The organism is Halorhodospira sp. 9628, from assembly GCF_022228075.1.
GTDB classification, from domain to species: Bacteria; Pseudomonadota; Gammaproteobacteria; order Nitrococcales; family Halorhodospiraceae; genus Halorhodospira; species Halorhodospira halophila_A.
In genome coordinates, this window is record NZ_JAJNRF010000006.1 from 1 (window position 1) to 22,943 (window position 22,943).

The following is a 22,943-nucleotide window of genomic DNA, read 5'->3' on the forward strand; positions in this document are numbered from 1 at the left end:
GGGGGGGGGGGGGGCGCGCCCCCCCCCCCCCCCCGGGGGGGGGGGCCCCCCCCCCCCCCCCCCCGCCGGCGGTCACTTCTTGATATCTCGCCAGAACTCCTTGTACAGGAGATAGAAGACACCGGTCATGACGATCAGGAAGAGGATCACCCAGACCCCCATCCGCTCGCGGTCCGCCCGGATGGGCTCACCGGCGTAGGACAGGAACGCCGTCAGCTGCGCGGTGACCTCGCGGTACTCCTCTTCGCTCAGCTTGCCCTCGGCACCCTCGATGATCTCGAAGTCGACGATGTTGCCATCGTCGTCCCTGACCGCTTTCTGATCACCCTGCAGGGCGAACAGGATGTGCGGCATGGAGGTGCCTTCCTGGACGTAGTTGTTGTAACCCACCTCGGCGTCTTCATCGACGTAGAAGGTGTTGAGGTAGGTGTAGATCCAGTCATCGCCCTCCACCCGGGAGGTCAGGGAGAGATCCGGCGGCGTCAGCCCGAACCAGTTCTCGCCGTCCTCGGGATCCATGGGCGAGATGATCGGCTCGTGCAACTCGAAGTTGCCGCGCATGATCTTCTCTTCGACCCAGTCCTCGTCCTGGCCGACGTCATCGGCCAGCCGCTGGTAGCGCAGGTACTCCACCGAGTGGCAGCCGACGCAGTAGTCGGCGAAGAGTTCGGCGCCCTTGCGGATGGACTCCCGGTCGTGATGGCTGATGTTCGGCTCCATCATCCCCACCTCGGCCTTCACCGCGCCGGTGAAGGCCAGGGTGAGGAATGCGCCCAGTGCGATTCCGCTCTTCTTTTTCATGCTCATGTCAGACGGTCACCCTTTCCGGAACAGGCTTCGTCTTCTCGAACCCGTAGTAGGTGTAGACCCAGAGGAAGACGAAGAACCCGAAGTAGATCACGGTCGAGATCTGGCTCAGCAGGATCGGCAGGCCCGTGGGCGCTTCCATCCCGGCCCAGGTCAGCACCAGGAAGGACACCGTGAAGGCGGTCAGCGCGATCTTGAAGCCGAGACCGCGATAGCGGATGGACTTCACCGGGCTGCGGTCGATCCAGGGCAGGAAGAGCAGGATGCCAGGCGCCGCCAGCATGACGATCACACCCAGGGCCTCGCTCGGGATCGACTGCAGCATGGCGTACCACGCCGTGAAGTACCAGATCGGATGGATCACCTCGGGCGTCTGCAGCGGGTTGGCCTCCTGGAAGTTCGGCGCCTCGATGAAATAGCCGCCGAAGGTCGGAGCGAAGAACATCACCGCGCAGAACAGGATCAGGAAGATGCCCCAGCCGAACATGTCCTTGACCGTGACATACGGGTGGAACCCGACACCGTCGATCGGCTTGCCGTTCTCGTCCTTGTTCTGCTTGATCTCGACGCCGTCGGGGCTGCTGGAGCCGACATGGTGCAGGGCGACGATGTGGACGAAGACCAGCGCGATCAGGACCAGCGGCAGTGCCACCACATGGAGGGCGAAGAGCCGGCCCAGCGTCGCCTCGTTGACGACGAAGCCGCCCTGCAACCAGACCACCAGCTCGTCACCGACCACCGGGATGACACCCGCCAGGGCGATGATCACCTGCGCCGCCCAGTACGACATCTGCCCCCAGGGCAGCACGTAGCCCATGAACGCCTCGGTCATCAAGACGAGGTAGATGAGCACGCCGGTGATCCAGAGGAGTTCGCGCGGCTTCTTATAGGAGCCGTAGAGCAGCCCCCGGAACATGTGCAGGTACACGACCAGGAAGAACGCCGATGCGCCCGTCGTGTGCATGTAGCGCATCAACCAGCCCCAGTCCACGTCGCGCATGATGAACTCCACTGAGGAGAATGCGCGCTCGACGGAGGGCTGGTAGTAGAACATCAGCCAGATGCCGGACACGATCTGGATCACAAGGACCAGGATCGAGAGCGATCCGAACAGGTACCACCAGTTGACGTTCTTGGGGACGTAGTACTCGGTCATGTGGTACCGCCAAGTACTCGTCATGGGATAGCGGTCATCCATCCACTGCTGCAGACCGCTGAGATTGAGACGGTTCATCACGCCGCGCCCTCCTCTTCGTCTTCGGTATCCTCGCCGATGACGAGCTTAGTGTCCTCCGGGAGCCGGTCCTGCGGCACCGACAGCTCCCCGGTCCTGGTCCCCCGCACCCGACACGCCCGCCCGTCGCGGCTCCCTGCCGTGTCCGGGGATACGGGGTATACAAGCAGCGCGTAAGCTTCGTACATCGCATCGCCGGGCGTCAAGGCAGCGACTGGCCGCCCGGACACCCCCGGGTTTGCCGATAGGCTATTACATTGACCGTGATACGTCATGTCTAGGCCGGGTTATCGATCTCCACGTAGTGGTGGTCCAGGCCGAGGGCTTCGGCCAGATGCGACCCCAGCGCCTGCACGCCGCTGCGCTCGGTGGCATGGTGCCCGGCGGCCAGATAATGGAGCCCCCGCTCCCGGGCGACGTGGGTGGTAGGCTCCGAGAGCTCGCCGGAGATAAAGGCGTCCACGCCGAGATCCGCCGCCTGGTCGATCAAGCCGTCGGCCCCGCCACTGCACCAGGCGACCCGGCGGATGGCCGCCGGCCCCCCGTCGACGTGAAGCGGCGCCCGACCCAGCGCCTGCTCGAGCCGCGCGGCGAAGGCCACCGGGGTTTCCGCCCCGGGCAGCGCCCCGGACCAGAGCAACCCGGGCACCCCCTTGGCAGCGTGCCGGCCGTCGGTCTGCAGCCCCAGCAGGCGCGCCAACCCGGCGTTGTTGCCCAGCTCGGGGTGCACGTCCAGGGGCAGATGGTAAGCGAAGAGGTTGACCCCCGCCCCGATAAGCCGCCGCAGACGGCGGGCCTTCATGCCCACCACCCGCGGATCCTCGCCCTTCCAGAAGTAGCCGTGGTGGACGATCAAGGCGTCGGCGTCGAGATCGCACGCCGCTTCCACCAGGGCGGCACTGGCGGTCACCCCGGTGACCACCGTGGCGATCTCCTCGCACCCTTCCACCTGCAGGCCATTGGGCGCGTAGTCGGTGTACTCAGCCGGGGTGAGCAGCTCGTTCAGGTATGCTTCAAGGCGGTTTCGATGCACCATGATCCCGATTCTCAATGCAGGCGTTCTTCATGAGGCTAGCAGGACGATCCGGGTGGCGGCCATTGGGCCTGCAGGGGCCCGAGTGGATCCGCTTTCTTGTCGGCTACACCGGGCTGGGCCTGGTCTTGGCACTGGTCATCGTGTGGGTCAACCCCGACCTACTCGGGCCGCTGACGCCGCGCGTCGAGATCACCGCGGACGACGACCGCGAGACCCCGCCGCCGGGGCGACCAAATGACGCACCCGAGGCCACCCCCACCGGGCAGGGCCCGGTTTCCTATGCCGACGCCGTCGAGCGGGCCGCGCCCGCGGTGGTGAACATCTTCACCGTCAAGCAGGTCACCGAGCAGCTGGTACCGCCCGGGTTCGATGATCCGCTGTTCCGGCGCTTCTTCGGCGAGCCGCCCACCCGCGAGCGCCAGCGCACCGAAACCAGCCTCGGCTCCGGGGTCATCGTCGCCGAGGACGGTTACGTCGTCACCAATCACCACGTCATCGACGAGGCCGATCAGATCCAGGTACTGCTCGCCGACGGGCGCCAGAAGGCGGCCACGGTGGTCGGCCGGGACCCGGAGACCGACCTGGCGGTACTGCGCATCGAGGCCGAGCGGCTGCCGGTGATCACCTTCGCCCGGGACGAGCGGGTGCGCGTCGGCGATGTCGTGCTGGCCATCGGCAACCCCTTCGGCGTCGGGCAGACCGTGACCCACGGGATCATCAGCGCCACCGGACGCGACCAACTGGGGCTGTCGACCTTCGAGAACTTCCTGCAGACCGATGCCGCGATCAACCCGGGCAACTCCGGCGGCGCGCTGGTCGACGCCGAAGGCCGGCTGGTGGGGATCAACACCGCGATCTTCAGCGGCAGCGGCGGCTCCCAGGGCATCGGTTTTGCCATTCCAGCGGGGATCGCCCAGGCGGTGATGGCCGACCTGATCCAGTACGGCCGCGTGGTACGCGGCTGGCTCGGGGTGCAGGCGCAGCGACTGACGCCGGCGCTCGCCGAATCCTTCGGGCACCCGCCGGATACCGAGGGCGTGGCGATCACCCACGTCCTGCCCCGGGGCCCGGCGGATCAGGCCGGCCTGCAGGCCGGCGATATCATCATCCAACTCGGCGAACAGCGCATCCGCGACGTCCAGGACCTGCTGCAGGCCGCCAGCGAGGCGGCACCCGGTACCGAGATGGAGGTCGCCGGCTACCGCGACCAAGAGCCGTTCTCGACCTCCGTCACACTGGGCGAACGCCCCGACATGCAGCAGCCCAGCCGACCCGGCCGGCGCTGAGGGGCCCCGCCCGCCGCCCCCGAAGACGGGCGCGGCGGGCGCCCCTTACACCGCGACGGCAAGCGTCTCGGCCAGCGCCTCGAGGAAGCGGTTGTTCTCCTCCGGCCGGCCAACGGTCACGCGCAGGCAGTCTTCCAGGCGCGGATGGCTGCCATGCAGGCGCTTGATCAGCACCCCTCGATCCAGCAGCCCGCGGTGAACGGCGTCGGCACTGCCCTGAGGAACGCGGAAGGTGAGGAAGTTGGTCTCGGTCGGGGCCACGTACTCCACCCCGGGCACCGCCGGCAGCTCCTCGACCAGACGAGCCCGCTCGGCGAGGACATGGGCCACGGCGCGGTCCAGTGCCTCCTGGTGCTCGACGGCGAAGGCGGCACTGGCCTGCGCCAGGCTGCCCAGATTGTAGGGCAGACGGCCTTTCTCCAGCTGCTCGATCCAGGCCGGATGACCGATCAGTACCCCGACCCGCAACCCGGCCAGGCCGACCTTGGAGAGGGTGCGTAGCACCATACAGTTGGGGAACTCGAGCACCCGCGGGAGGAAGCTGCTGTCGGCGTAGGGTGCGTAGGCCTCGTCGACCACCACCAGCCCGTCGCTCTGCGCCACCAGCTCGGCCACGGCATCGAGGTCCAGGCCGTTGCCGGTGGGATTGTTGGGGTGGGCCAGGTAGGTGACCGCGGGACAATGCACCGAAGCGGTCTCCAGGGTGGCCGGGAGGTCGAGCCCGAACTCCGGCCCCAGGGGCACTTCCACGTACTCGGCCCCGGTGAGGTTGGCGATGATCCGGTACATGGCAAAGCTCGGCCCCGGCGCCATGACGGTGCGCCCGCTGCCGGCCACTGCCAGATCGATGAGCTGGATGAGTTCGTCGGAGCCATTGCCGAGCAGCAAATCGGCACCCTTCGGCACGCCCAGGCTCTCGCGCAACAGCGCCTTCAGCTGCCGCGCTGCCGGATCCGGGTAGCGGTTTACCGCCACCGAGCGCATCCGCTCGAGCCAGGCCTCCTCCAGGGCCCCGGGCCAGGCCCAGGGGCTCTCCATGGCGTCGAGCTTGATCGCCCTGCCCGGCTCGGCGACCTGATAGGCCTCCAGCGCCTGCACCTGCGGCCGCACCCAGCGGGCGACCCGCGCCTCGACCTCAGTCACCGTTGCTCTCCTCCGCCTGACCACGATACTCCGCCGACCGGGCATGAGCGGTCAGCCCCTCGCCGCGGGCCATCACTGCGGCGGTTCCGGCCAGCGCCGCGGCGCCGGCGGGGGAGCAAGCCAGGGTGGTGGAACGCTTCTGGAAGTCATAAACCCCCAGGGGCGAAGCGAAGCGCGCTGTCCGCGAGGTCGGCAGCGTATGGTTGGGGCCGGCGCAGTAATCACCCAACGACTCGGCGCTGTAGTGCCCCAGGAAGATCGCCCCGGCGTGGCGGATCCCCTCGGCCAACCGGTCGGGCTCGGTAACGGACAGCTCTAGGTGCTCGGGGGCCACATAGTTGGCCACCCGCTGCGCCTCCTCAAGATCGCGGACGCAGATCAGCGCCCCGCGCTCGGCCAGCGAGGTGCGGATGATCTCGGAGCGTTCCATGTCCGGCAGCAGGCGCTCCATGGCCGCCTGCACCTGGTCGAGGAAGACGAAATCGGGGCAGACCAGCAGGGCCTGGGCCTCCTCATCGTGCTCGGCCTGGGAGAACAGGTCCATGGCGATCCACTCGGGGTCGGCCTGACCGTCGCTGATGATCAGCACCTCGGAGGGGCCGGCGATCATGTCGATGCCCACCACCCCGTAGACCCGTCGCTTGGCCTCGGCCACGTAAGCATTGCCGGGACCGACGACCTTGTCCACGGCGGGCAAGGTCTCGGTGCCGTAAGCCAGCGCCGCCACCGCCTGCGCCCCGCCCAGGGTGAAGATGCGGTCGACCCCGGCGACGTGGGCAGCGGCCAGCACAAGCGGCGACAGCTCACCCCCCGGGGCCGGAACAGTCATGACGATCTCCTGCACCCCGGCCACCCGGGCGGGGACGGCATTCATCAGCACCGACGAGGGGTAGGCGGCCTTGCCACCGGGGACGTAGACGCCGACCCGGTCGAGGGCCGTCACCTGCTGGCCGAGGCGATTGCCGTCGGCATCCTCGTAGACCCAGGACTCCAGGCGCTGGCGCCCGGCGTAGTCGCGAATCCGCGCGGCGGCCTGTTCCAGCGCCTCGCGCATCTCGGGGGCCACCTGCTCGTGGGCCGCCGCCACCTCCTCGGCTGGAATCTCCAGGGCCGCCATCGAGTCCACCTCCCGACCATCGAACCGCCGGGTATAGTCCAGCACGGCTGCGTCACCGCCGGTGCGCACGCCCTCGACCACCTCGGCGACCCGCTGCTCGATGGAAGCGCCCGGATGACTGCCCCAGCTCGTCAGGGCATCGAGGCTGTCCCAGAAGTCGGGTTGCGTGGTGCTCAGCCGCTTGATGTCGACCATGGTTCCCCCTCGCGATAAAGCTAACTGGTGTCCTTGGCGCGCGCCGCCGCAGCCAGATCGTCGATCAGCGTCCCCAGCCTGCGCGGGCTGGTCTTCAGCGACGCCTTGTTGACGACCAACCGCGAGCTGATCGGCATGATCTCCTCGAGCGGCGCCAGCCCATTGGCGCGCAGGGTGTTCCCGGTGTCGACCAGGTCCACGATGAGATCGGCCATGCCAACCAACGGCGCCAGCTCCATGGAGCCGTAGAGTTTGATGATCTCGGCCTGGCGGCCCTGCGCAGCGAAGTGCTGGCGCGCCAGATGGACGAACTTGGTGGCCACGCGCGGACGACGCCCGGGGGGCGGACCGTCCGGCGGCCCGGCCACCATCAGCCGGCACCGGGCGATGCCCAGATCCACCGGGTCGTAGAGGCCGTCACCACCGTGCTCGAGGAGCACGTCCCGCCCGGCCACGCCGAGGTCGGCGCCGCCGTGCTCGACGTAGGTCGGCACGTCCGAGGCGCGCACCACGAGCAGCCGCACATCCTCGCGGTTGGTCCCGATGATCAGCTTGCGGCTGGCGTCCGGATCCTCGGCGGGCTCGATCCCGCAGCGGGCGAGCAGCGGCAGGGTCTCTTCCAGGATGCGTCCCTTGGACAGGGCCAGGGTCAGGATTCGGCTCATGGTATTCGGTCGGTCTCCGTCGTCAGTCGGGGACACGCTGGATATCGGCGCCGAGCTGCGCCAGCTTCTCCTCGATACACTCGTAGCCCCGGTCGATGTGGTAGATCCGGTCCACCCGCGTCTCTCCCTCGGCCACCAGCCCGGCCAGCACCAGGCTTGCCGAGGCGCGCAGGTCGGTGGCGATCACCGGTGCTGCGGTCAGCTGCTCGACGCCGCGGATGCGCGCCCGGGGGCCTTCGATCTGGATGTCGGCACCCATGCGTTGCATCTCCAGGCAGTGCATGAAGCGATTCTCGAAGACGGTCTCGGTCACCGTCCCGACCCCGGTGGAGATCGCGTTCAGCGCGCAGAACTGCGCCTGCATGTCGGTGGGGAACCCGGGGTACGGAGCGGTCTCCAGGTTCACGGCGCGGGGGCGACCATCCATGCGCAGCGTCACCCAGTCGCGCCCGGTGGCCACCTCCGCTCCGCTCTCGCGGAGCTTGCCCAGGACCGACTCCACGAGCTCCGGTGCGGTATCCTTGAGCCGCACCTCACCACCGGTCATGGCCGCGGCCACCAGGTAAGTGCCGGTCTCGATGCGATCCGGCAGCACCCGGTGGTGCACCCCGCGCAGGGTCTCAACCCCTTCGATGGTCAGGGTCGACGTGCCCGCCCCCTGGACGTGCCCGCCCATGGCGTTGATGCAGTCCGCCAGATTGATCACCTCGGGCTCGCGGGCGGCGTTCTCCAGCACCGTGGTACCACGGGCCAGGGCGGCCGCCATCATCAGATTCTCCGTGCCGGTGACCGTCGAGACATCCATGCGGATGTGCGCCCCCCGGAGTCGGTCGGCGTGCCCCTTGATGTAGCCATCGCGCACCTCGATCTCGGCGCCCATGGCGCGCAGCCCATCCACGTGGATGTTGACCGGACGCGAGCCGATGGCGCAGCCGCCGGGCAGCGACACCTCGGCCCGGCCGAAACGCGCCAGCAACGGCCCGAGCACCAGGATCGAGGCACGCATCGTCTTGACCAGCTCGTAGGGGGCCCGAAAGCTGTCGATGGTCGCGGTGTTGACCTCGACCTCCATCCCCTCGTGCACGGTCAGCTCCACGCCCATGCGCCCGAGCAGCTCCATGGTGGTGGTGACGTCGTGCAGGTGCGGGATGTTACCGACGGTGGTCGGCCCGTCGGCCAGCAGGGTCGCCGCCATGACCGGCAGGGCCGCATTCTTCGCTCCGGAGATACGGATGTCGCCGCGCAGGGGGTTGCCGCCGCGGATGAGCAGTCGCTCCATCGGCCTACCCCGCCTTCTGCTGTTGCTCGTGCTCCGGGGGCGTCAGGGTCCGCATGGAGATGGCGTGCAGGGTATCGTCATCGATGTGGGCGCGCAGGGCGCGATTGACCAGGCGGTGGCGCTGGATGCGCGACAGCCCCTGGAAGTCGGGGCTGACGATGAAGGCACGGAAGTGGCGACCGTCACCACTGACCTCCACCCGAACATCGCTGAGCTGTTCCTGGATCAGGCGTTCGATCTCTTCTGGCTGCATCATGGGGCGATCCCCTCCGGAAACGGACCGCGGGCTCCCCGCGAAGGCGGACGATTATAGCGGATTCAGGCCGGGACGTCGGCGATTTCCAGCACCGACCCGGCCCCACTGGCCCGGACAATGGCCAGCATCTGCTCGGGAACATGGCAAAGGCGCAGCCGCCCGCCCCGCCCCCGGGCTTGCCGGGTCCAGTCGATCAGGAGCGCAACACCGGCGCTGTCGGTCCGCTCCACCTCGGCCAGATCGATCTCGCAGGCCCCGCCCTCAACGGCGAACCGCTCCATGCCCTGCGCCCACAGCTCCCCCACGGTATCGAGCTCCAGGCGCCCTGTAACCCGCCAGCGCCCGTCGGCACCGTTGACGAGGGCCGCGCGGGTCATTCGAAACCGATGTCCCGGTTGCGCTGTGCCATCTCCTCGATCACGGTCTCAAGATCCTTGTCCCGCAGGCGCGACCGGAAGTCCTCGCGGTAGTTGTGGATGAGGCTGACGCCCTCGGCGGTGACATCCACCAGCTTCCAGGCCTCCTCCCGCTCCTCCAGTCGATAGAGGATGCGCGCACGGCTGTCGCCGGAACCGACCTCCATGCCCACCTGGACACCGCCGTCGCGCTGCCGGCTGCCCAGGATGCGCACGTCGACGCCCGTGTAATCCTCCATGCTGGAGGCGTAAGTCCTCAGCAGGCTGCGCTGGAACTCGGTGACGAAGCGCTCGCGGGTCTGCGCGTCGGCGTCCCGCCAGTGCGGCCCGAGAATGCGCGCACCGATCCGGTCGTAATCGATGTGTGGTTCGACCACCGGGGCCAGCTTCTCGTAGAGGGCCACCGGATCGCCAACGATTTCCTCGCCGTGCTCATCGAGCACCCGCATCACCTCGTCGGTCACCTCCTGCACCACCTGCCGCGGGTCCGGCTTGGCCACCGCCTGCCCGGCAGCGAGCGCCAGCACCAGCACCAGCCCCGAGGCCAGTGCCAGATCCCGGGTCCACCGATTCGCCTTGAACATCGCTCCTGCCTCCATCGCGCTTGGCGAACTCAGTCCTGCATGCCGGTAACGAACTGGCCGATGATCCGCTCGAGAACCACGGCCGACTGGGTCTCGGTGATCCGGTCACCATCGGCCAGGGGCTCGGTCTCCCACCCCGGCTCCAGCCCCACGTACTGCTCGCCGAGCAGACCGGAGGTGTAGATGGCCGCCGCACTGTCCGCCGGGATGGCACCGAAGCGTTCGTTGATGCGCATCTTGACCTCGGCCTGGTGGCTGTCCGGATCGAGCCGAATCGCCTCGACCCGCCCCACCCGAACCCCGGCCATGCTCACCGGCGCCTTCTCGCGCAGGCCGCCGACATTGTCGAACTTGGCCGTAACGTGGTAGCCGGGCGGCTGGCGCAGCTCGGTCAGGCCGCTGACCTGCAGGGCCAGGACCATCATCGCCGCCAGGCCGATGGCCACGAACACCCCGACCCAGATCTCCACGAGCCGCTGACTCATACCCTTGCTCCGTCAGTCGAACATCAGTGCGGTGAGCAGGAAGTCGAGCCCGAGCACCGCCAGCGAGGCGTGCACCACACCGAGGGTCGTCGCCCGGCTGACGCCACTGGAGGTCGGCACCGCCATGTACCCCTTGTGCAGAGCGATCCAACCGACCAGAAAGCCGAAGACGACGCTCTTGATCACGCCGTTCAAGATATCATCCTGAATGGTGACGGCGTTCTGCATGTTGGACCAGAATGCCCCGCCATCCACTCCAACCATGCCCACCGCCACCAGATAGCCGCCGAAAACGCCCACGGCACTGAACACGGCGGCAAGCAGCGGCACCGCCAGCAGGGCGGCGAAAAAGCGCGGCGCCAGGATGCGTCGCTCCGGGTCCACCGCCATCATCTCCATGCTCGAGAGCTGCTCGGTGGCCTTCATCAGCCCCACTTCGGCGGTCAGCGACGAGCCGGCCCGCCCGGCGAAGAGAAGCGCAGTGACCACCGGGCCAAGCTCGCGGACCAGCGACAGGGCGACCATCGTGCCCACCGCCTCGGTGGCCCCAAAGTCCGACAGGGTGTAGTACCCCTGCAGGCCGAGCACCATGCCGACGAACAGCGCCGAGACCAGGATGATCACCAGCGACAACACGCCCACGGCGTAGATCTGTTCGACGAGCAACCGCGGACGCACCACCACCTCGGGAGCGGCCCGCAGGATCCGCCCCATCAGCAGCACCGCCTCACCCAGGCCACGCAGCCCGTTCAGGGTCCGCTGCCCCAACGCCTGGAACAGACCGGTCATCGCCGCCCCCCGCCGATCAGCTCGTCGGCCAGCCCGGGCGCCGGATAGTGGAACGGCACCGGCCCGTCCGGCCGGGCATCAATGAACTGGCGCAGCGACTCCGACTGCGCCTCCTGCAGGGCCGCCGGGGTGCCCTCGGCGATGACCGCCCCGTCGGCCAGTACGTAGACGTAATCCGCGATGGCCAGGGTCTCCTGGACGTCGTGGGAAACCACCACCGAGGTCAGGCCGAGGACATCGTTGAGCCGCCGAATCAGGTCCACCAGCACCCCCATGGTGATCGGGTCCTGGCCGGCGAAGGGCTCGTCGTACATCACCATCGCCGGATCCATGGCGATGGCCCGGGCCAGGGCCACCCGCCGGGCCATGCCGCCGGAGAGCTCCGCCGGCATCAGCTCCCGGGCGCCACGCAGCCCCACCGCCTCGAGCTTGAGCAGAACCAGGGTCTCGAGCAGGGATTCGGGGAGCCGGGTGTGCTCACGCAGCGGGAAAGCCACATTCTCGAAGACTGACAGGTGGGTGAACAGCGCCCCGCTCTGGAACAGCACCCCCATGCGCCGACGCAGGCGATAAAGCGCCTGGCGACCGAGGCGGGGCACCTCCTCGCCCATGACCTCCACCGAGCCGGCCCCGGGCCGGAGCTGACCGCCCAGCACGCGCAGGAGGGTGGTTTTGCCCGTGCCACTCGGGCCCATGATGGCGGTCACCCGACCCCGCCGGATGTCGAGGTCCACGCCATCGAAGATCGCCCGGCCGCCGCGCTCGACCCGCAGGCCACGCACCCGCGCCAAGATCTCGTCGCCGGTGTCTGCGACGCCCATCAGCCTACTCGGTTCTGGAAAAGGGACCGGCAGTATCCATCCCCGCGCCGGGGTGGTCAATTCTGCCCCGGGGGTTGTCCGATCCGGCGAACAGATGTCGTAGAATGGACGGATGACGCCCATGCGCACCCTGATCGAACGGCACCAAGGCGCCCCGGAAGAAGGCGACGAGCGACTCCGAGCCCTCGGTCGCGCCGTCCTGCAGCTCGAGGCCGATGCCGTCGCTGCCCTCGGCGAGCGCATCGACCAGCCTTTCAGCGAAGCGTGCCGGCACATGCTCGCCTGCCGTGGACGGGTGATCGTCACCGGGATGGGCAAGTCCGGGCACATCGGCTCGAAGATGGCCGCCACCCTGGCGAGCACCGGGACACCGGCATTCTTTGTCCACCCCGGCGAGGCCAGCCACGGCGACCTGGGCATGGTCACCCCCGACGATGTGGTCATCGCGCTGTCGAACTCCGGCGAGACCGACGAGCTCACCGCCATCCTGCCGCTGATCAAGCGCCTCGGGGTGCCGCTGATCGCCCTCACCGGACGTCCGGAGTCGACCCTGGCCCGGGCTGCCTCGGTCCACCTGAACGTCGGCGTCGAACAGGAGGCCTGCCCTCTCGGGCTGGCGCCCACGGCAAGCACGACGGCCACCCTGGCCATGGGCGACGCCCTCGCCGTCGCACTGCTCGATGCGCGCGGCTTCACCGCCGAGGACTTTGCCCGTTCGCACCCCGGCGGCAAACTCGGACGCCGGCTGCTGCTCCATATCGAGGACATCATGCAGACCGGCGAGCGCATCCCCCGCGTCGCCCCCGGAACTGCTCTCCGTGACGCCCTGCTGGAGATCAGCCGCAAGGGGTTGGGCATGACCGCCATCGTCGACGAGGAGCAGCGGGTGCTGGGCATCTTCACCGACGGCGACCTGCGCCGGACCCTGGACCGCGGGGCCGACATCCACCAGACCCCCATCGAGGCGGTGATGAGCCTGAGCCCGCAGACCGCGTCACCGGATCTGCTCGCCGCCGAGGCCGCCGAGCGCATGGAGCGCCACCGCATCAATGCCCTGCTGGTCACCGACGCCGAGGACCGGCTGGTGGGCGCCCTGAACATGCACGACCTGCTGCGCGCCGGAGTCGTATGAGCACCACCCCGCCCCGCCCCTACTGCGACGCACCCACGCCGGACGTCCTGCGCCGGGCCGAGCCGGTGCGCCTCGCCCTGTTCGACGTCGATGGCGTCCTTACCGACGGGACCGTCTTCGTCGGCGGCAGCGGTGAGCCGCTGCAGGCGTTCCACATCCACGACGGGAAGGGGCTGCGCATGCTCCAGGACGCCGGTATCGAGGTGGGCTGGATCACCGCCCGCGGGGGGCACTCGGTCATGCGCCGGGCCGAGGAGCTCGGGGTCCGCCACGTCCTGCGTGGCCGCTCGGACAAGGGCGACGCCCTGACCGAGGTGGCCGAGCGCCTCGGGCTCGCCCCGGAGGCGTGCGCCTACACCGGTGACGACCTGATCGACCTGCCGGCGATCCGCCGGGCCGGTTTCGGGGTCGCCGTGGCCGACGGCCACCCCCAGCTGCACGCCCAGGCCGACTGGGTCACTGCACGCCCCGGGGGGCGCGGCGCCGTGCGCGAGGTGGCCGAGCTGATCCTGCACGCCCAGGGCCACCTTGAACCGATGCTGCGCCGGGCGGAAGGCTGAGCCATGCGCCGCGGCTCCCTCTACCCCCTAGCAGCCCTCGCCCTGACCGTCCTCCTCGGTCTGCTGCTTACCCGCGACCCGGCGCCGCCGGCCCCGGAGACCGCTGCCCCTCCCGAAGAGCGCCCGGACTTCTTCCTCGAGGGGTTTACCATGGTTGATTTCGACGAGCAGGGGCAGCGCCGTGCGGCCCTTTCCGGGCGCACCGGCGAGCACTTCCCCGGCCGCGGCGAGCTCGAGATCATCGACCCCGACCTACGCATGCGCTCTCGCGACGGCGTCCTCTGGGAGGCCCGCGCCCCCTTCGGCATCGCCGAACGCGAGGGCGGGGAAGTCCGCCTGTTCGAAGAGGTGGACATCCGTCGTCCGGCCCAGCAGGCGCGTCCGCCGCTGGATATCAACACCCACAACCTGCTGGTGGACCTGCGCGCCGGCGAGGCGCGCACCGTCGAGGCGGTCACCGCTCGCGAGCCGGCCGGCACCCTGCACGGAACCGGGATGACCCTGGATTACCGCGCGGATCGCCTGCGCCTGCACGCCGACGTCCGGGGGTCGTATGGAGCGTACTGACGTCGCCAGCCGTATCCGCGTGGGACTGCTCGTCGCCGCGACCCTGCTCGCCGCTGCCCTGCCGGCAACGGCCGTGGGCCAGCGCGACGAGGCACCGATCGAACTGGAGGCCGACCGGGTGGATGTCGACGCGGTCGCCGGAGTCAGCGTCTACGAGGGCGACGCCGTGCTCACGCGGGGCGAGATGCGCATCACCGGGGATCGCATGGAGGTCTACACCGACGAGGACGGCGACCTGAGCCACGTCTACGTCGACGGCACGCCGGCCACCTACCGCGACCACCCCGAGAACCAGCCTCGCCCCGTGCATGCCGAGGCGAAACGCATGGAGTACTACTCCCGCGGTCCCGAACGTGCCCATTTCCAGGGCGATGCACATCTCTGGCAGGGGGATGATCAAGTCACCGCCGAGACCATCGACGTCGACCTGGAGGGGCAGGTCATGAAGGCCCGCGGCGCCGAGGGGCAGCGGGCGCGGACCATCCTGTATCCGGCACGGCGCGAGGAGGAATGACCCGTTGGTGACGCTGCGCGCGGAGGGGCTGAGCAAGCGCTATCGCGGCCGCACCGTGGTCAACGGCGCGGGGCTGGAGGTCGCCGACGGTGAGATCGTCGGCCTGCTCGGCCCCAACGGGGCCGGCAAGACCACGTGCTTTTACATGGTCGTCGGCCTGGTGCAGGCCGACGAGGGGCGAATCACCCTGGAAGGCGACGACCTCACCCGGTTGCCCATTCACGCCCGGGCCCGATTGGGCATCGGCTACCTCCCCCAGGAACCCTCGGTCTTTCGTAAACTGAGCGTTGCGGATAACGTACGGGCCATCCTGCAGCTGCGCGACGACCTGGACGGCACTGAGCGCGAGCAGGAGCTGGATCGCCTGCTCGAGGAGTTCGGCGTGACCCACGTGCGCGACTCCCCGGGGATCGCCCTGTCCGGGGGCGAGCGCCGGCGCGTGGAGATCGCCCGCGCCCTCGCGGCGAATCCGCGGTTCATACTGCTTGATGAGCCATTCGCCGGGGTCGACCCCATCTCGGTGGGCGAGATCCAGCGGATCGTCCGCCAGCTGGCGCAACGGGGTATCGGCGTGCTGATCACCGACCATAACGTGCGCGAGACGCTGGGCATCGTGCAACGCGCCTACATCCTCAGTGACGGCGAGGTGCTGGCCGCCGGGGACGCCGAGAGCGTGCTGGCCAACCCGCGGGTACGCGAGGTGTACCTGGGCGAGGACTTCCGCCTGTGAGTGACGGACTACGGATGCTTCAAGCACAACGGACACGGCCATGAAGCAGTCGCTTCAGCTACGCATCGGTCAGCAGCTGACCATGACCCCGCAGCTGCAGCAGGCCATCCGGCTGCTGCAGCTCTCCAGCCTGGAGCTGCGCACCGAGATCCAGCAGGCCCTGGAGTCGAACTTCATGCTCGAGCTCGATGAGGAGGCCGAGCCCGGGCAGGAGCAGGAGCAGCAGGAAACGGAACCCCACGAGGACGAGGCACCGGCCAGCGAACCCGCCGGCGAGGACATCCCCGAAGACCTGCCCCTGGACACCTCCTGGGACGACATCTACGACGGCAGCACGGCACTGAGCGCCCCCGGCGACGAGGGTGCGCAGCGCGACACCCTCGACAACCGGCCGGCCGCCTCCGACAGCCTCCAGCAGCACCTGCACGCGCAGATCGAGCTCGAGGCCTTCTCCGCCCGGGAGCGCTCCATCGCCGAGGTCATCGTCGACGCCGTCGGCGACGACGGCTACCTGACCCAGAGCACCGAGGATCTGCTGGCCGGCTGTCCGGCCGACGAGCAAGTCAGCGCCGAGGAGCTAGAGGCGGTCCTGCAGCGTGTCCAGCGGCTCGACCCGACCGGCGTTGCCGCCCGCGACCCTCAGGAAGCGCTGTGCGTCCAGCTCGAGCAGCTTCCCGAGGACACGCCCTGGCGTGCGGAGGCGCAGCACGCCCTCCTCCACCACCTGGAGCTCATCGCCGAACGCCGCCATGACGACCTGGGCCGCGCCCTGGGGGTCGGCGAAGATGCCCTCGGCGGCATCCTCGGTCTGATCCAGAGCCTCGATCCACGCCCGGGCTCGCAGATCAGCGACACAACCCCGGACTACATCATCCCCGATGTCCTCGTCGTGCGCCGCGACGGCGTCTGGCAGGTGGAACTCAACGGCGAGACCGCCCCCCGCTTGCGCGTCAACGCGTATTACGCCAGCCTGATCCGCAGAGCGGACCGCAGCGCGGACAACCACTGCCTCCGCAACCATCTCCAAGAGGCGCGCTGGCTGATCAAGAGCCTGCGCAGCAGGAACGAGACCTTGCTGAAAGTGGCCAGCGCCATCGTAGAGCGGCAACAGGGGTTCCTCGACCACGGCGAGGAGGCGATGCAACCACTGGTTCTGCGCGAGATCGCCGAGGCGGTGGAGATGCACGAGTCCACCATCTCCCGCATCACCACCAACAAGTACATGCACACCCCGCGGGGCACCTTCGAGTTCAAGTACTTTTTCTCGAGCCACGTGCAGACCAGCGACGGCGGAGAGGCTTCGGCGACGGCGATCCGGGCGCGGATCCGCCGGCTGATCGCCGAGGAGGATCGGGCAAAACCGCTGAGTGACAGCGCGATTGCGCGTATCCTTCATGAGGAGGGGATCCAGGTGGCGCGTCGGACGGTCGCCAAGTACCGGGAGTCCCTGTCCATCGCATCGTCGGCGGAGCGCAGGGAGGCCCGGGGGCGCTGAGGCCCCCGGCTCCGCCGGCGGCAAAGGGGTTCAGGAGGCGGTATGCAGATCAAGCTCAGTGGGCATCATGTCGAGATCACCCCGGCCCTCCGGGCGCATGTGAACGAGAAGATGCAACGCATCCAGCGCCACTTCGACCACGTCATCGATACCGAGGTGATCCTCACGGTGGAGAAGAAGCAGCAGAAGGCCGAGTCGGTCATCCACATCGGGGGTGGCGGCGGGCGCGTTTTTGCCGATGCCATCGAGGAGGATCTCTATGCAGCCATTGACGTGCTCGTGGACAAGCTTGACCGTCAGGTCCTGAAACACAAAGAGAAGGCCGTCGATCAGCGACGGCAGGGCGCGTCCCTCAAGGCCAGCCTTTAAGGCGGCGGGACGCGGTTCAGCGGGCCAGCCGATCGGACACTCCATGGACATCGAGCAACTCATCACGCCGGAACGTGTTCGCTGCGAGAGCGGCATCGAGGACAAGGAGCAGGTGCTCCTGCGCATAGGCGAGCTGATCGGGGCCAGCGGCGACGGCCTCGACGCCCGGGAGATCAGCAACCGGTTGCTGGCCCGTGAGCGACTGGGCAGCACGGGCCTGGGGCACGGCGTCGCCGTGCCCCACGCCCGCATCGACGGGATCGACCGCGCCATCGGGGCCCTCATCCGCCTGGACCGGGGCATCGATTTCGACGCCTTCGACAAGGCACCGGTGGACCTGCTCTTCGCCCTCGTCGTACCCGAGCACTTCACCGACGAGCACCTGCAGATCCTCGCCAGCCTTGCCGAGATGTTCAGCGACAGCAGCCTGTGCGAGCGGCTGCGCCGCTCCTCGGACGGGGACGAGCTGCAGATGGCCCTGCGCGAATGGCAGTCGCACGCCGACCCATCGTGAACGCGGCCGGGAACCGGCCGGTCATCCCCGGCCTGCTGATGGCGGTCCACGGCCACGGAATCCTGCTGGAGGGCCCCAGCGGCGTGGGCAAGAGCGACGCCGCCCTGGCGCTGCTCGACCGTGGTCACGCCCTGGTGGCCGACGACGCCGTACAGCTGCGCCGCGACGGTGACCGCCTGCTCGGCGCCGGTCCGCAGCAGGGGCGGGGGCTGCTCTACCTGCGCGACCTCGGCCTGGTGGACATCACCGAACTCTACGGCCCCGCGGCGCTGCGCAGCGAGACCGCCGTGGCTCTGTGCATCCAGCTCCAGCGCGCTCCCGGCCCCACCGAAGCCGAGGCCGCCCTGCACGGCCGGCGCGATCACCGCGAACTGCTCGGCCTGGCCCTACCCCGGGTGACCCTGACCGACAGCGAACGCCGGCCGCTGGCGCCGCTGATCGAGGCCGCCGCCGGCCGCCTCGTCGCGGAGGTCGCAACACACCAGCGCAGCGGCCGGAACCACGGGGTGCCGGCATGAGCGAACTGCGCCTGATCGTGGTCAGCGGCCTGTCGGGCTCGGGCAAGAGCGTCGCCCTGCACACCCTGGAAGACGCCGGTTACTACTGCATCGATAACCTGCCAGTGAGCCTGATCGGCGAGCTGGCCCGCTACGCGCAGAATCGCGACGCACCCACCGGCGAGCGCTTCGCGGTGGGGCTGGACGCCCGCAACCCGCCCCGCGACCTGCAGCGCCTGCCCGAGACGCTGACTGCGCTGCGCGAGCAGGGCATCGCCACCGAGGTGCTGTTCCTCTACGCCGAAGACGCCATCCTCATGCGCCGCTACAGCGAGACCCGGCGGCGCCACCCCCTCGCCGAGGGCGATCAGCCGCTGGCCGACGCCCTGCGCGCCGAGCGCGCCCTGCTCGAACCGCTGCGCGAGGTGGCCGACTGGAGTATCGACACCTCGCGGACCACGGTCCACGACCTGCGCGGGCTGATCTCCGAGCGGGTCGCGGGCGAGCGCAGCGGCGTGTCGGTGCTGGTCCAGTCCTTCGGCTTTAAGCACGGCATCCCCACGGACGCCGACTACGTCTTCGACGCCCGCTGCCTGCCCAATCCACACTGGGAGCCTCGGCTGCGCGCCTACACCGGCCGCGATGACAGCGTCCGCGCCTTCCTGGAGGCGCAGCCCGAAACCGAGACCCTGTTCGACCAGATCGACACGATGATTCGCCACTGGCTGCCGGTCCATCAGCAGTCAGGGCGCAGCTACCTGACCGTGGCCATCGGCTGCACCGGCGGGCAGCACCGTTCGGTCTACCTCGCCGAGCGGCTGGCCGCAGCACTGCAGGCTGACTGCAGCCACGTGACCCTGCGCCACCGGGAGCTGTCATGAGGGTCGGACTGCTCATCGTCGCCCACCGACACATCGGCTCGGAGATCCTGGCCACGGCCTCGCGCACGCTCGGCATCTGCCCGCTGCAGACCGAGTCGCTGGAGGTCTTCAACGAGGACGAGCGCAACGAGCTACTCGAACGCGCCGGCTCCCTGATTACCCGACTCGACCAGGGGGCCGGGGTCCTCATCCTCTCCGACGCCTACGGCTCCACCCCCTCCAACGTCGCCGTGGCGGCCGGCACCGACCGCCACTGCCGGGTGGTCACCGGCCTGAACCTGCCGATGCTCCTGCGCGTCTTCAACTACCCCGGGCGATCCCTCGACGAACTGGCCGAATCCGCCGCTGCCGGCGGCCGAGCCGGCATCATCGCGGTCGGTGAAGGAGCCCCGCCGTCATGATCGAGCAACAAGCCACCATCACCAACCGCCTCGGACTCCACGCCCGGGCCGCCGCCCGTTTCGTGACCATCGCCAGCGAGTACGAGAGCGAGATCCACGTCCGCTACGGGGACAAGCGCGTCAACGGCAAGAGCATCATGGGACTGATGATGCTCGCCGCCGGCCATCAGGCCACGATCACCATTGAGGCCGAGGGCGCGGACGCCGAGGCCGCCCTCGAGGCCCTAACCCGTCTGGTGGCCGAGGGCTTCGGCGAGACCGAGCACGGTTGACCCGCGCCCGGCACCGGACGCTCACTGCCCGGCGACGGTCATCTCCTCGACCAGGATCGAGCCACAGCGGATGTTGCCGCGCCGGTCCACGTCGCCGCCCACCGCCTGGATGCCGGCAAAAAGATCGCGCAGATGGCCGGCGATGGTGATCTCCTGGACCGGGCGGTCGATGGCCCCGTTCTCCACCCAGAAACCGGCGGCACCACGGGAGTAGTCGCCGGTGACCAGGTTGACCCCCTGGCCCATCAGCTCAGTGACCACCAACCCGCGGCCCATGCGCCGGAGCAGGGCGTCGAAGTCCTCATCGCCGCCGCTGACCTCCAGGTTGTGGACGCCGCCGGCGTTGGCTGTGGTCTCCAGGCCCAGACGGCGGGCGGAGTAGCTGTCCAGCACATAGCGCTGCAGCACCCCGTCCTGCACCAGCGCCGACTCGGTGGTGGCCACCCCTTCCGCATCGAACGCCGTGCTGCCCAGCGCCCGGCAAATGTGCGGCCGCTCGACCATATGCAGCCAGGCGGGGAAGAGCTGCTCGCCGGCGCTGTCGACCAGGAACGAAGCCTGCCGGTACAGGGCACTGCCCCGGACCGCCGAGACCAGATGGCCCACCAGCCCGCGGGCCACGGGAGCACGGAAGAGCACCGGTACCCGTTCGGTGTTGAGACTCTCGGCGCCAAGCCGGGCCACGGCGTGCTCGGCCGCCTGGCGCCCCACAGCCCGGGCCTCCTCCAGAGCCGCGGGGTCGCGGGCCACGCTGTACCAGTGGTCGCGCTGCATGGCCTCGCCGCGTCCGGCCACCGCCACGCAGTGGATACCGTGGCGCGACTCCGGCAGCACCGAAAAGAAACCGTGGCTGTTGCCGTAGGCGTGCAGGCCGCGGTGGATGCTGACCCCGGCACCCTCGGTGTTCTCGATACGCCGATCGGCCTCCACCGCCGCCGCCTCGCAGTCGCGGGCGAGCTCCACGGCGTCGTCCGCCGACAGGGGCCAGGGGTGATCGAGGTCGAGGTCCGGCGGGTCCACCGCCATGCGCTCGGCCGGTGCCAGACCGTTCGCAGGGTCCTCGGAGGTGTAGCGGGCGATGTCGCAGGCCGCCTGCACGGCTTCGCGCACCGCCTGCTCGGACAGCTCCCCGGCCGAGGCACTGCCCTTGCGGCCACCGAAGTACACGGTGACCCCCATATCCCGGCCACGGTGGTGCTCCAGGGTATCGATCTCACCCTTGCGAACGTTCACCGAAAGGCCGATGTCGCCGGAGCAGGCCGCCTCGGCAGCATCGGCCCCGTGCCCGCGGGCCTCGTCGAGGGCCTGCTGCACCAGACCTTCCAGCGCTGCCGGGGCGGGTAGTTCGTTGCGGGGATCCGGCATGGATTCGCCTTCTCCGTTGTCAGTTGGGTTTCCAGGCGACGGCGCGGGGCGATCAGGCCTGGGTGCCGCCGACGGTCATGCCGTCGACCCTGAGCGTTGGTTGGCCGACCCCCACGGGGACGCTTTGCCCCTCCTTGCCGCAGACCCCGATACCGCCGTCGAGCTTCAGGTCGTTGCCCACCATACTCACCCGTGTGAGCACATCCGGCCCGTTGCCGATGAGGGTCGCGCCCTTGACCGGGTGCTGGATACGCCCGTTCTCGATCCAGTAGGCCTCGCTGGCCGAGAAGACGAACTTGCCCGAGGTGATGTCCACCTGGCCGCCGCCGAAGTTCACCGCGTACAGCCCCCGGTCCACCGAGGCGATGATCTCGTCGGGGCCGTGGGGACCGGCGAGCATGTAGGTATTGGTCATCCGCGGCATGGGCAGGTGGGCGTAGGACTCCCGGCGGGCATTACCGGTGCGCGCCATGCCCATCAGTCCGGCATTCTGCCGGTCCTGCATGTAGCCGGTGAGCACCCCGTCCTCGATCAGGGTGTTGCACTGGCTGGGGTGGCCCTCGTCATCGATGTTCAGCGACCCCCGCCGATGGGCGATGGTACCGTCGTCGACGACGGTGCACAGCGGAGAGGCCACCCGCTCGCCAATGCGGTCGGTGAATGCCGAGGTCCCCTTGCGGTTGAAATCCCCCTCCAGGCCATGGCCGACGGCCTCGTGCAGGAGCACCCCGGGCCACCCGGGACCGAGGACCACGGGCAGATTCCCCGCCGGCGCCTCTTCGGCCTCGAGGTTGACCAGCGCCTGACGGGCCGCCTCGCGGGCATAGGCCTCGACACGCTCCGGCTCGACGAAACGCGTGTAGTCGTAACGCCCGCCCCCACCGGAAGCCCCGCTCTCGCGGCGCTCGCCGGCGGCCGCCAGCACCGAGACGTTGAGCCGGACCAGCGGGCGGATATCCCCGGCCCAGCCGCCCTCGGAGTTCGCCACCAGGATGGTGTCGTGGGCACCGGCCAGGCTCACCACCACGTGGACGATGCGCGGGTCGACGGCACGCGCCGCGGCCTCGGCACGGTGCAGCAGGGCCACTTTGTCGTCCGCGCTGAGGCTCGCCAGCGGATCATCGCCGTGGTAGAGCCCGCCCACGGCACCGCTGCGGAAGGCGGCCAGGCTGCGGCTCTGTCCGCTGCGCGCCACCGCACCAGCAGCCGAGGAGGCATCCAGCAACGCCTCCAGACCAATCTCGTCGCAGTAGGCGAACCCGGTCTTCTCGCCGCTGACGGCACGTACACCCACACCGCGGTCGATGCTATGGCTGCCCTCGCGGACGATGCCGTCCTCAAGCACCCAGGCCTCGCGCCGGGCGGCCTGGAAATAGAGATCGGCGAAGTCCACGCCTGGGCGCAGCAGGCGGCTGAACACCTGACCGAGGCGCGCCTCGTCGAGTGCGGCCGGCGCCAGCAACCGCTCCTCGGCTTGACGAAGCGGGTCCGGGGTCGCAGTAGCGGCTTCGGCGTGGTTCATCATTCGGTCAC

The 22,943-nt window shown here is 69.2% G+C and carries 29 protein-coding genes; 13 read left to right on the top strand and 16 right to left on the bottom strand.

What is annotated here, in order from left to right; translation table 11 throughout:
- Positions 1–72: 72 nt before the first annotated feature.
- The 4 genes from LRG10_RS07475 to LRG10_RS07490 form a co-directional block, all read right to left on the bottom strand.
- Positions 73–807 (bottom strand): cytochrome c1, encoded by a 735-nt coding sequence (locus tag LRG10_RS07475; RefSeq protein ID WP_201172604.1) that lies wholly within the window; start codon positions 805–807, stop codon positions 73–75.
- Between the two features lies 1 nt (position 808).
- Positions 809–2,041 carry a cytochrome bc complex cytochrome b subunit gene (locus tag LRG10_RS07480; protein WP_238635061.1) on the bottom strand — a complete coding sequence of 411 codons (1,233 nt, stop codon included), beginning with the start codon at positions 2,039–2,041 and terminating at the stop codon, positions 809–811.
- Positions 2,041–2,229: a hypothetical protein gene (locus LRG10_RS07485; protein ID WP_201172609.1), complete on the bottom strand. Its 189-nt coding sequence runs from the start codon at positions 2,227–2,229 to the stop codon at positions 2,041–2,043. Before LRG10_RS07485 ends, LRG10_RS07480 begins: the two co-directional genes overlap by 1 nt.
- A gap of 89 nt (positions 2,230–2,318) precedes the next feature.
- Positions 2,319–3,077 (bottom strand): Nif3-like dinuclear metal center hexameric protein, encoded by a 759-nt coding sequence (locus tag LRG10_RS07490; RefSeq protein WP_201172616.1) that lies wholly within the window; start codon positions 3,075–3,077, stop codon positions 2,319–2,321.
- 29 nt (positions 3,078–3,106) lie between these two features.
- On the opposite strand from LRG10_RS07490, the gene LRG10_RS07495 reads away from it, so the two are divergent.
- A complete protein-coding gene (locus LRG10_RS07495) occupies positions 3,107–4,363 on the top strand; it encodes a trypsin-like peptidase domain-containing protein (RefSeq protein ID WP_238635062.1) in 1,257 nt (418 codons plus the stop codon).
- A 45-nt stretch (positions 4,364–4,408) separates the two neighbouring features.
- Here LRG10_RS07495 and hisC read toward each other — a convergent pair whose 3' ends face one another.
- The 10 genes from hisC to LRG10_RS07545 all read right to left on the bottom strand — a co-directional run bounded on the left by hisC (position 4,409) and on the right by LRG10_RS07545 (position 12,113).
- Positions 4,409–5,506: a histidinol-phosphate transaminase gene (gene hisC / locus LRG10_RS07500; protein WP_238633537.1), complete on the bottom strand. Its 1,098-nt coding sequence runs from the start codon at positions 5,504–5,506 to the stop codon at positions 4,409–4,411.
- Positions 5,499–6,818: a histidinol dehydrogenase gene (gene hisD, locus LRG10_RS07505; RefSeq protein ID WP_238635063.1), complete on the bottom strand. Its 1,320-nt coding sequence runs from the start codon at positions 6,816–6,818 to the stop codon at positions 5,499–5,501. Before hisD ends, hisC begins: the two co-directional genes overlap by 8 nt.
- Positions 6,819–6,838: 20 nt before the next feature.
- Positions 6,839–7,483 (bottom strand): ATP phosphoribosyltransferase, encoded by a 645-nt coding sequence (gene hisG, locus LRG10_RS07510; protein ID WP_201172634.1) that lies wholly within the window; start codon positions 7,481–7,483, stop codon positions 6,839–6,841.
- Positions 7,484–7,505: 22 nt separating this feature from the next.
- Entirely contained in the window at positions 7,506–8,762 is a 1,257-nt protein-coding gene (murA, locus tag LRG10_RS07515) for a UDP-N-acetylglucosamine 1-carboxyvinyltransferase (RefSeq protein WP_201172646.1), read from the bottom strand.
- Between the two features lie 4 nt (positions 8,763–8,766).
- Positions 8,767–9,018: a BolA family protein gene (locus LRG10_RS07520; RefSeq protein WP_201172648.1), complete on the bottom strand. Its 252-nt coding sequence runs from the start codon at positions 9,016–9,018 to the stop codon at positions 8,767–8,769.
- A gap of 62 nt (positions 9,019–9,080) precedes the next feature.
- Complete coding sequence (locus LRG10_RS07525) at positions 9,081–9,395, bottom strand: lipid asymmetry maintenance protein MlaB (RefSeq protein WP_201172651.1); 315 nt, start codon at positions 9,393–9,395, stop codon at positions 9,081–9,083.
- Positions 9,392–10,018, bottom strand: a complete 627-nt coding sequence (locus tag LRG10_RS07530) for a phospholipid-binding protein MlaC (protein WP_201172654.1) — start codon at positions 10,016–10,018, stop codon at positions 9,392–9,394. The genes LRG10_RS07525 and LRG10_RS07530 overlap by 4 nt, the downstream gene beginning before the upstream one ends.
- Positions 10,019–10,047: 29 nt before the next feature.
- Positions 10,048–10,503 carry an outer membrane lipid asymmetry maintenance protein MlaD gene (mlaD, locus tag LRG10_RS07535; RefSeq protein WP_201172657.1) on the bottom strand — a complete coding sequence of 152 codons (456 nt, stop codon included), beginning with the start codon at positions 10,501–10,503 and terminating at the stop codon, positions 10,048–10,050.
- A gap of 12 nt (positions 10,504–10,515) precedes the next feature.
- On the bottom strand, positions 10,516–11,292 hold the full coding sequence (gene mlaE, locus LRG10_RS07540; protein ID WP_201172660.1) for a lipid asymmetry maintenance ABC transporter permease subunit MlaE: 777 nt from the start codon (positions 11,290–11,292) through the stop codon (positions 10,516–10,518).
- Complete coding sequence (locus tag LRG10_RS07545) at positions 11,289–12,113, bottom strand: ABC transporter ATP-binding protein (protein WP_201172663.1); 825 nt, start codon at positions 12,111–12,113, stop codon at positions 11,289–11,291. The genes mlaE and LRG10_RS07545 overlap by 4 nt, the downstream gene beginning before the upstream one ends.
- Positions 12,114–12,225: 112 nt before the next feature.
- On the opposite strand from LRG10_RS07545, the gene LRG10_RS07550 reads away from it, so the two are divergent.
- Genes LRG10_RS07550 through LRG10_RS07605 form a run of 12 tightly spaced genes read left to right on the top strand, consistent with a single transcriptional unit; the run spans position 12,226 to position 20,045 of the window.
- Positions 12,226–13,245, top strand: a complete 1,020-nt coding sequence (locus LRG10_RS07550; RefSeq protein WP_238633531.1) for a KpsF/GutQ family sugar-phosphate isomerase — start codon at positions 12,226–12,228, stop codon at positions 13,243–13,245.
- Complete coding sequence (locus LRG10_RS07555; protein WP_238633530.1) at positions 13,242–13,805, top strand: HAD family hydrolase; 564 nt, start codon at positions 13,242–13,244, stop codon at positions 13,803–13,805. The genes LRG10_RS07550 and LRG10_RS07555 overlap by 4 nt, the downstream gene beginning before the upstream one ends.
- Before the next feature lie 3 nt (positions 13,806–13,808).
- Positions 13,809–14,372, top strand: coding sequence for an LPS export ABC transporter periplasmic protein LptC (lptC, locus tag LRG10_RS07560; RefSeq protein WP_201172666.1), 564 nt, complete (start codon positions 13,809–13,811; stop codon positions 14,370–14,372).
- Entirely contained in the window at positions 14,359–14,886 is a 528-nt protein-coding gene (gene lptA, locus LRG10_RS07565; protein WP_201172681.1) for a lipopolysaccharide transport periplasmic protein LptA, read from the top strand. The genes lptC and lptA overlap by 14 nt, the downstream gene beginning before the upstream one ends.
- 4 nt (positions 14,887–14,890) lie before the next feature.
- Positions 14,891–15,616, top strand: a complete 726-nt coding sequence (gene lptB / locus LRG10_RS07570; protein WP_201172693.1) for an LPS export ABC transporter ATP-binding protein — start codon at positions 14,891–14,893, stop codon at positions 15,614–15,616.
- Between the two features lie 40 nt (positions 15,617–15,656).
- Positions 15,657–17,111: an RNA polymerase factor sigma-54 gene (locus LRG10_RS07575; RefSeq protein ID WP_201172695.1), complete on the top strand. Its 1,455-nt coding sequence runs from the start codon at positions 15,657–15,659 to the stop codon at positions 17,109–17,111.
- Positions 17,112–17,153: 42 nt separating this feature from the next.
- The gene (gene hpf / locus LRG10_RS07580; protein WP_201172697.1) at positions 17,154–17,480 is read left to right on the top strand and encodes a ribosome hibernation-promoting factor, HPF/YfiA family; all 327 of its coding nucleotides are present in this window, start codon (positions 17,154–17,156) and stop codon (positions 17,478–17,480) included.
- 43 nt (positions 17,481–17,523) lie between these two features.
- Complete coding sequence (locus tag LRG10_RS07585; protein ID WP_201172700.1) at positions 17,524–17,994, top strand: PTS sugar transporter subunit IIA; 471 nt, start codon at positions 17,524–17,526, stop codon at positions 17,992–17,994.
- On the top strand, positions 17,967–18,512 hold the full coding sequence (locus LRG10_RS07590; protein WP_238635064.1) for an HPr kinase/phosphorylase: 546 nt from the start codon (positions 17,967–17,969) through the stop codon (positions 18,510–18,512). The genes LRG10_RS07585 and LRG10_RS07590 overlap by 28 nt, the downstream gene beginning before the upstream one ends.
- A complete protein-coding gene (gene rapZ / locus LRG10_RS07595) occupies positions 18,509–19,372 on the top strand; it encodes an RNase adapter RapZ (protein WP_201172705.1) in 864 nt (287 codons plus the stop codon). Before LRG10_RS07590 ends, rapZ begins: the two co-directional genes overlap by 4 nt.
- A complete protein-coding gene (locus tag LRG10_RS07600; RefSeq protein WP_238633526.1) occupies positions 19,369–19,773 on the top strand; it encodes a PTS sugar transporter subunit IIA in 405 nt (134 codons plus the stop codon). The genes rapZ and LRG10_RS07600 overlap by 4 nt, the downstream gene beginning before the upstream one ends.
- The gene (locus tag LRG10_RS07605; RefSeq protein ID WP_201172710.1) at positions 19,770–20,045 is read left to right on the top strand and encodes an HPr family phosphocarrier protein; all 276 of its coding nucleotides are present in this window, start codon (positions 19,770–19,772) and stop codon (positions 20,043–20,045) included. The genes LRG10_RS07600 and LRG10_RS07605 overlap by 4 nt, the downstream gene beginning before the upstream one ends.
- 21 nt (positions 20,046–20,066) lie before the next feature.
- On the opposite strand, the gene pmbA is transcribed toward LRG10_RS07605, so the two are convergent.
- Entirely contained in the window at positions 20,067–21,410 is a 1,344-nt protein-coding gene (pmbA, locus tag LRG10_RS07610; protein WP_201172712.1) for a metalloprotease PmbA, read from the bottom strand.
- A 52-nt stretch (positions 21,411–21,462) separates the two neighbouring features.
- Positions 21,463–22,935 (bottom strand): metalloprotease TldD, encoded by a 1,473-nt coding sequence (tldD, locus tag LRG10_RS07615; protein ID WP_238635065.1) that lies wholly within the window; start codon positions 22,933–22,935, stop codon positions 21,463–21,465.
- Between the last annotated feature and the right edge of the window lie 8 nt (positions 22,936–22,943).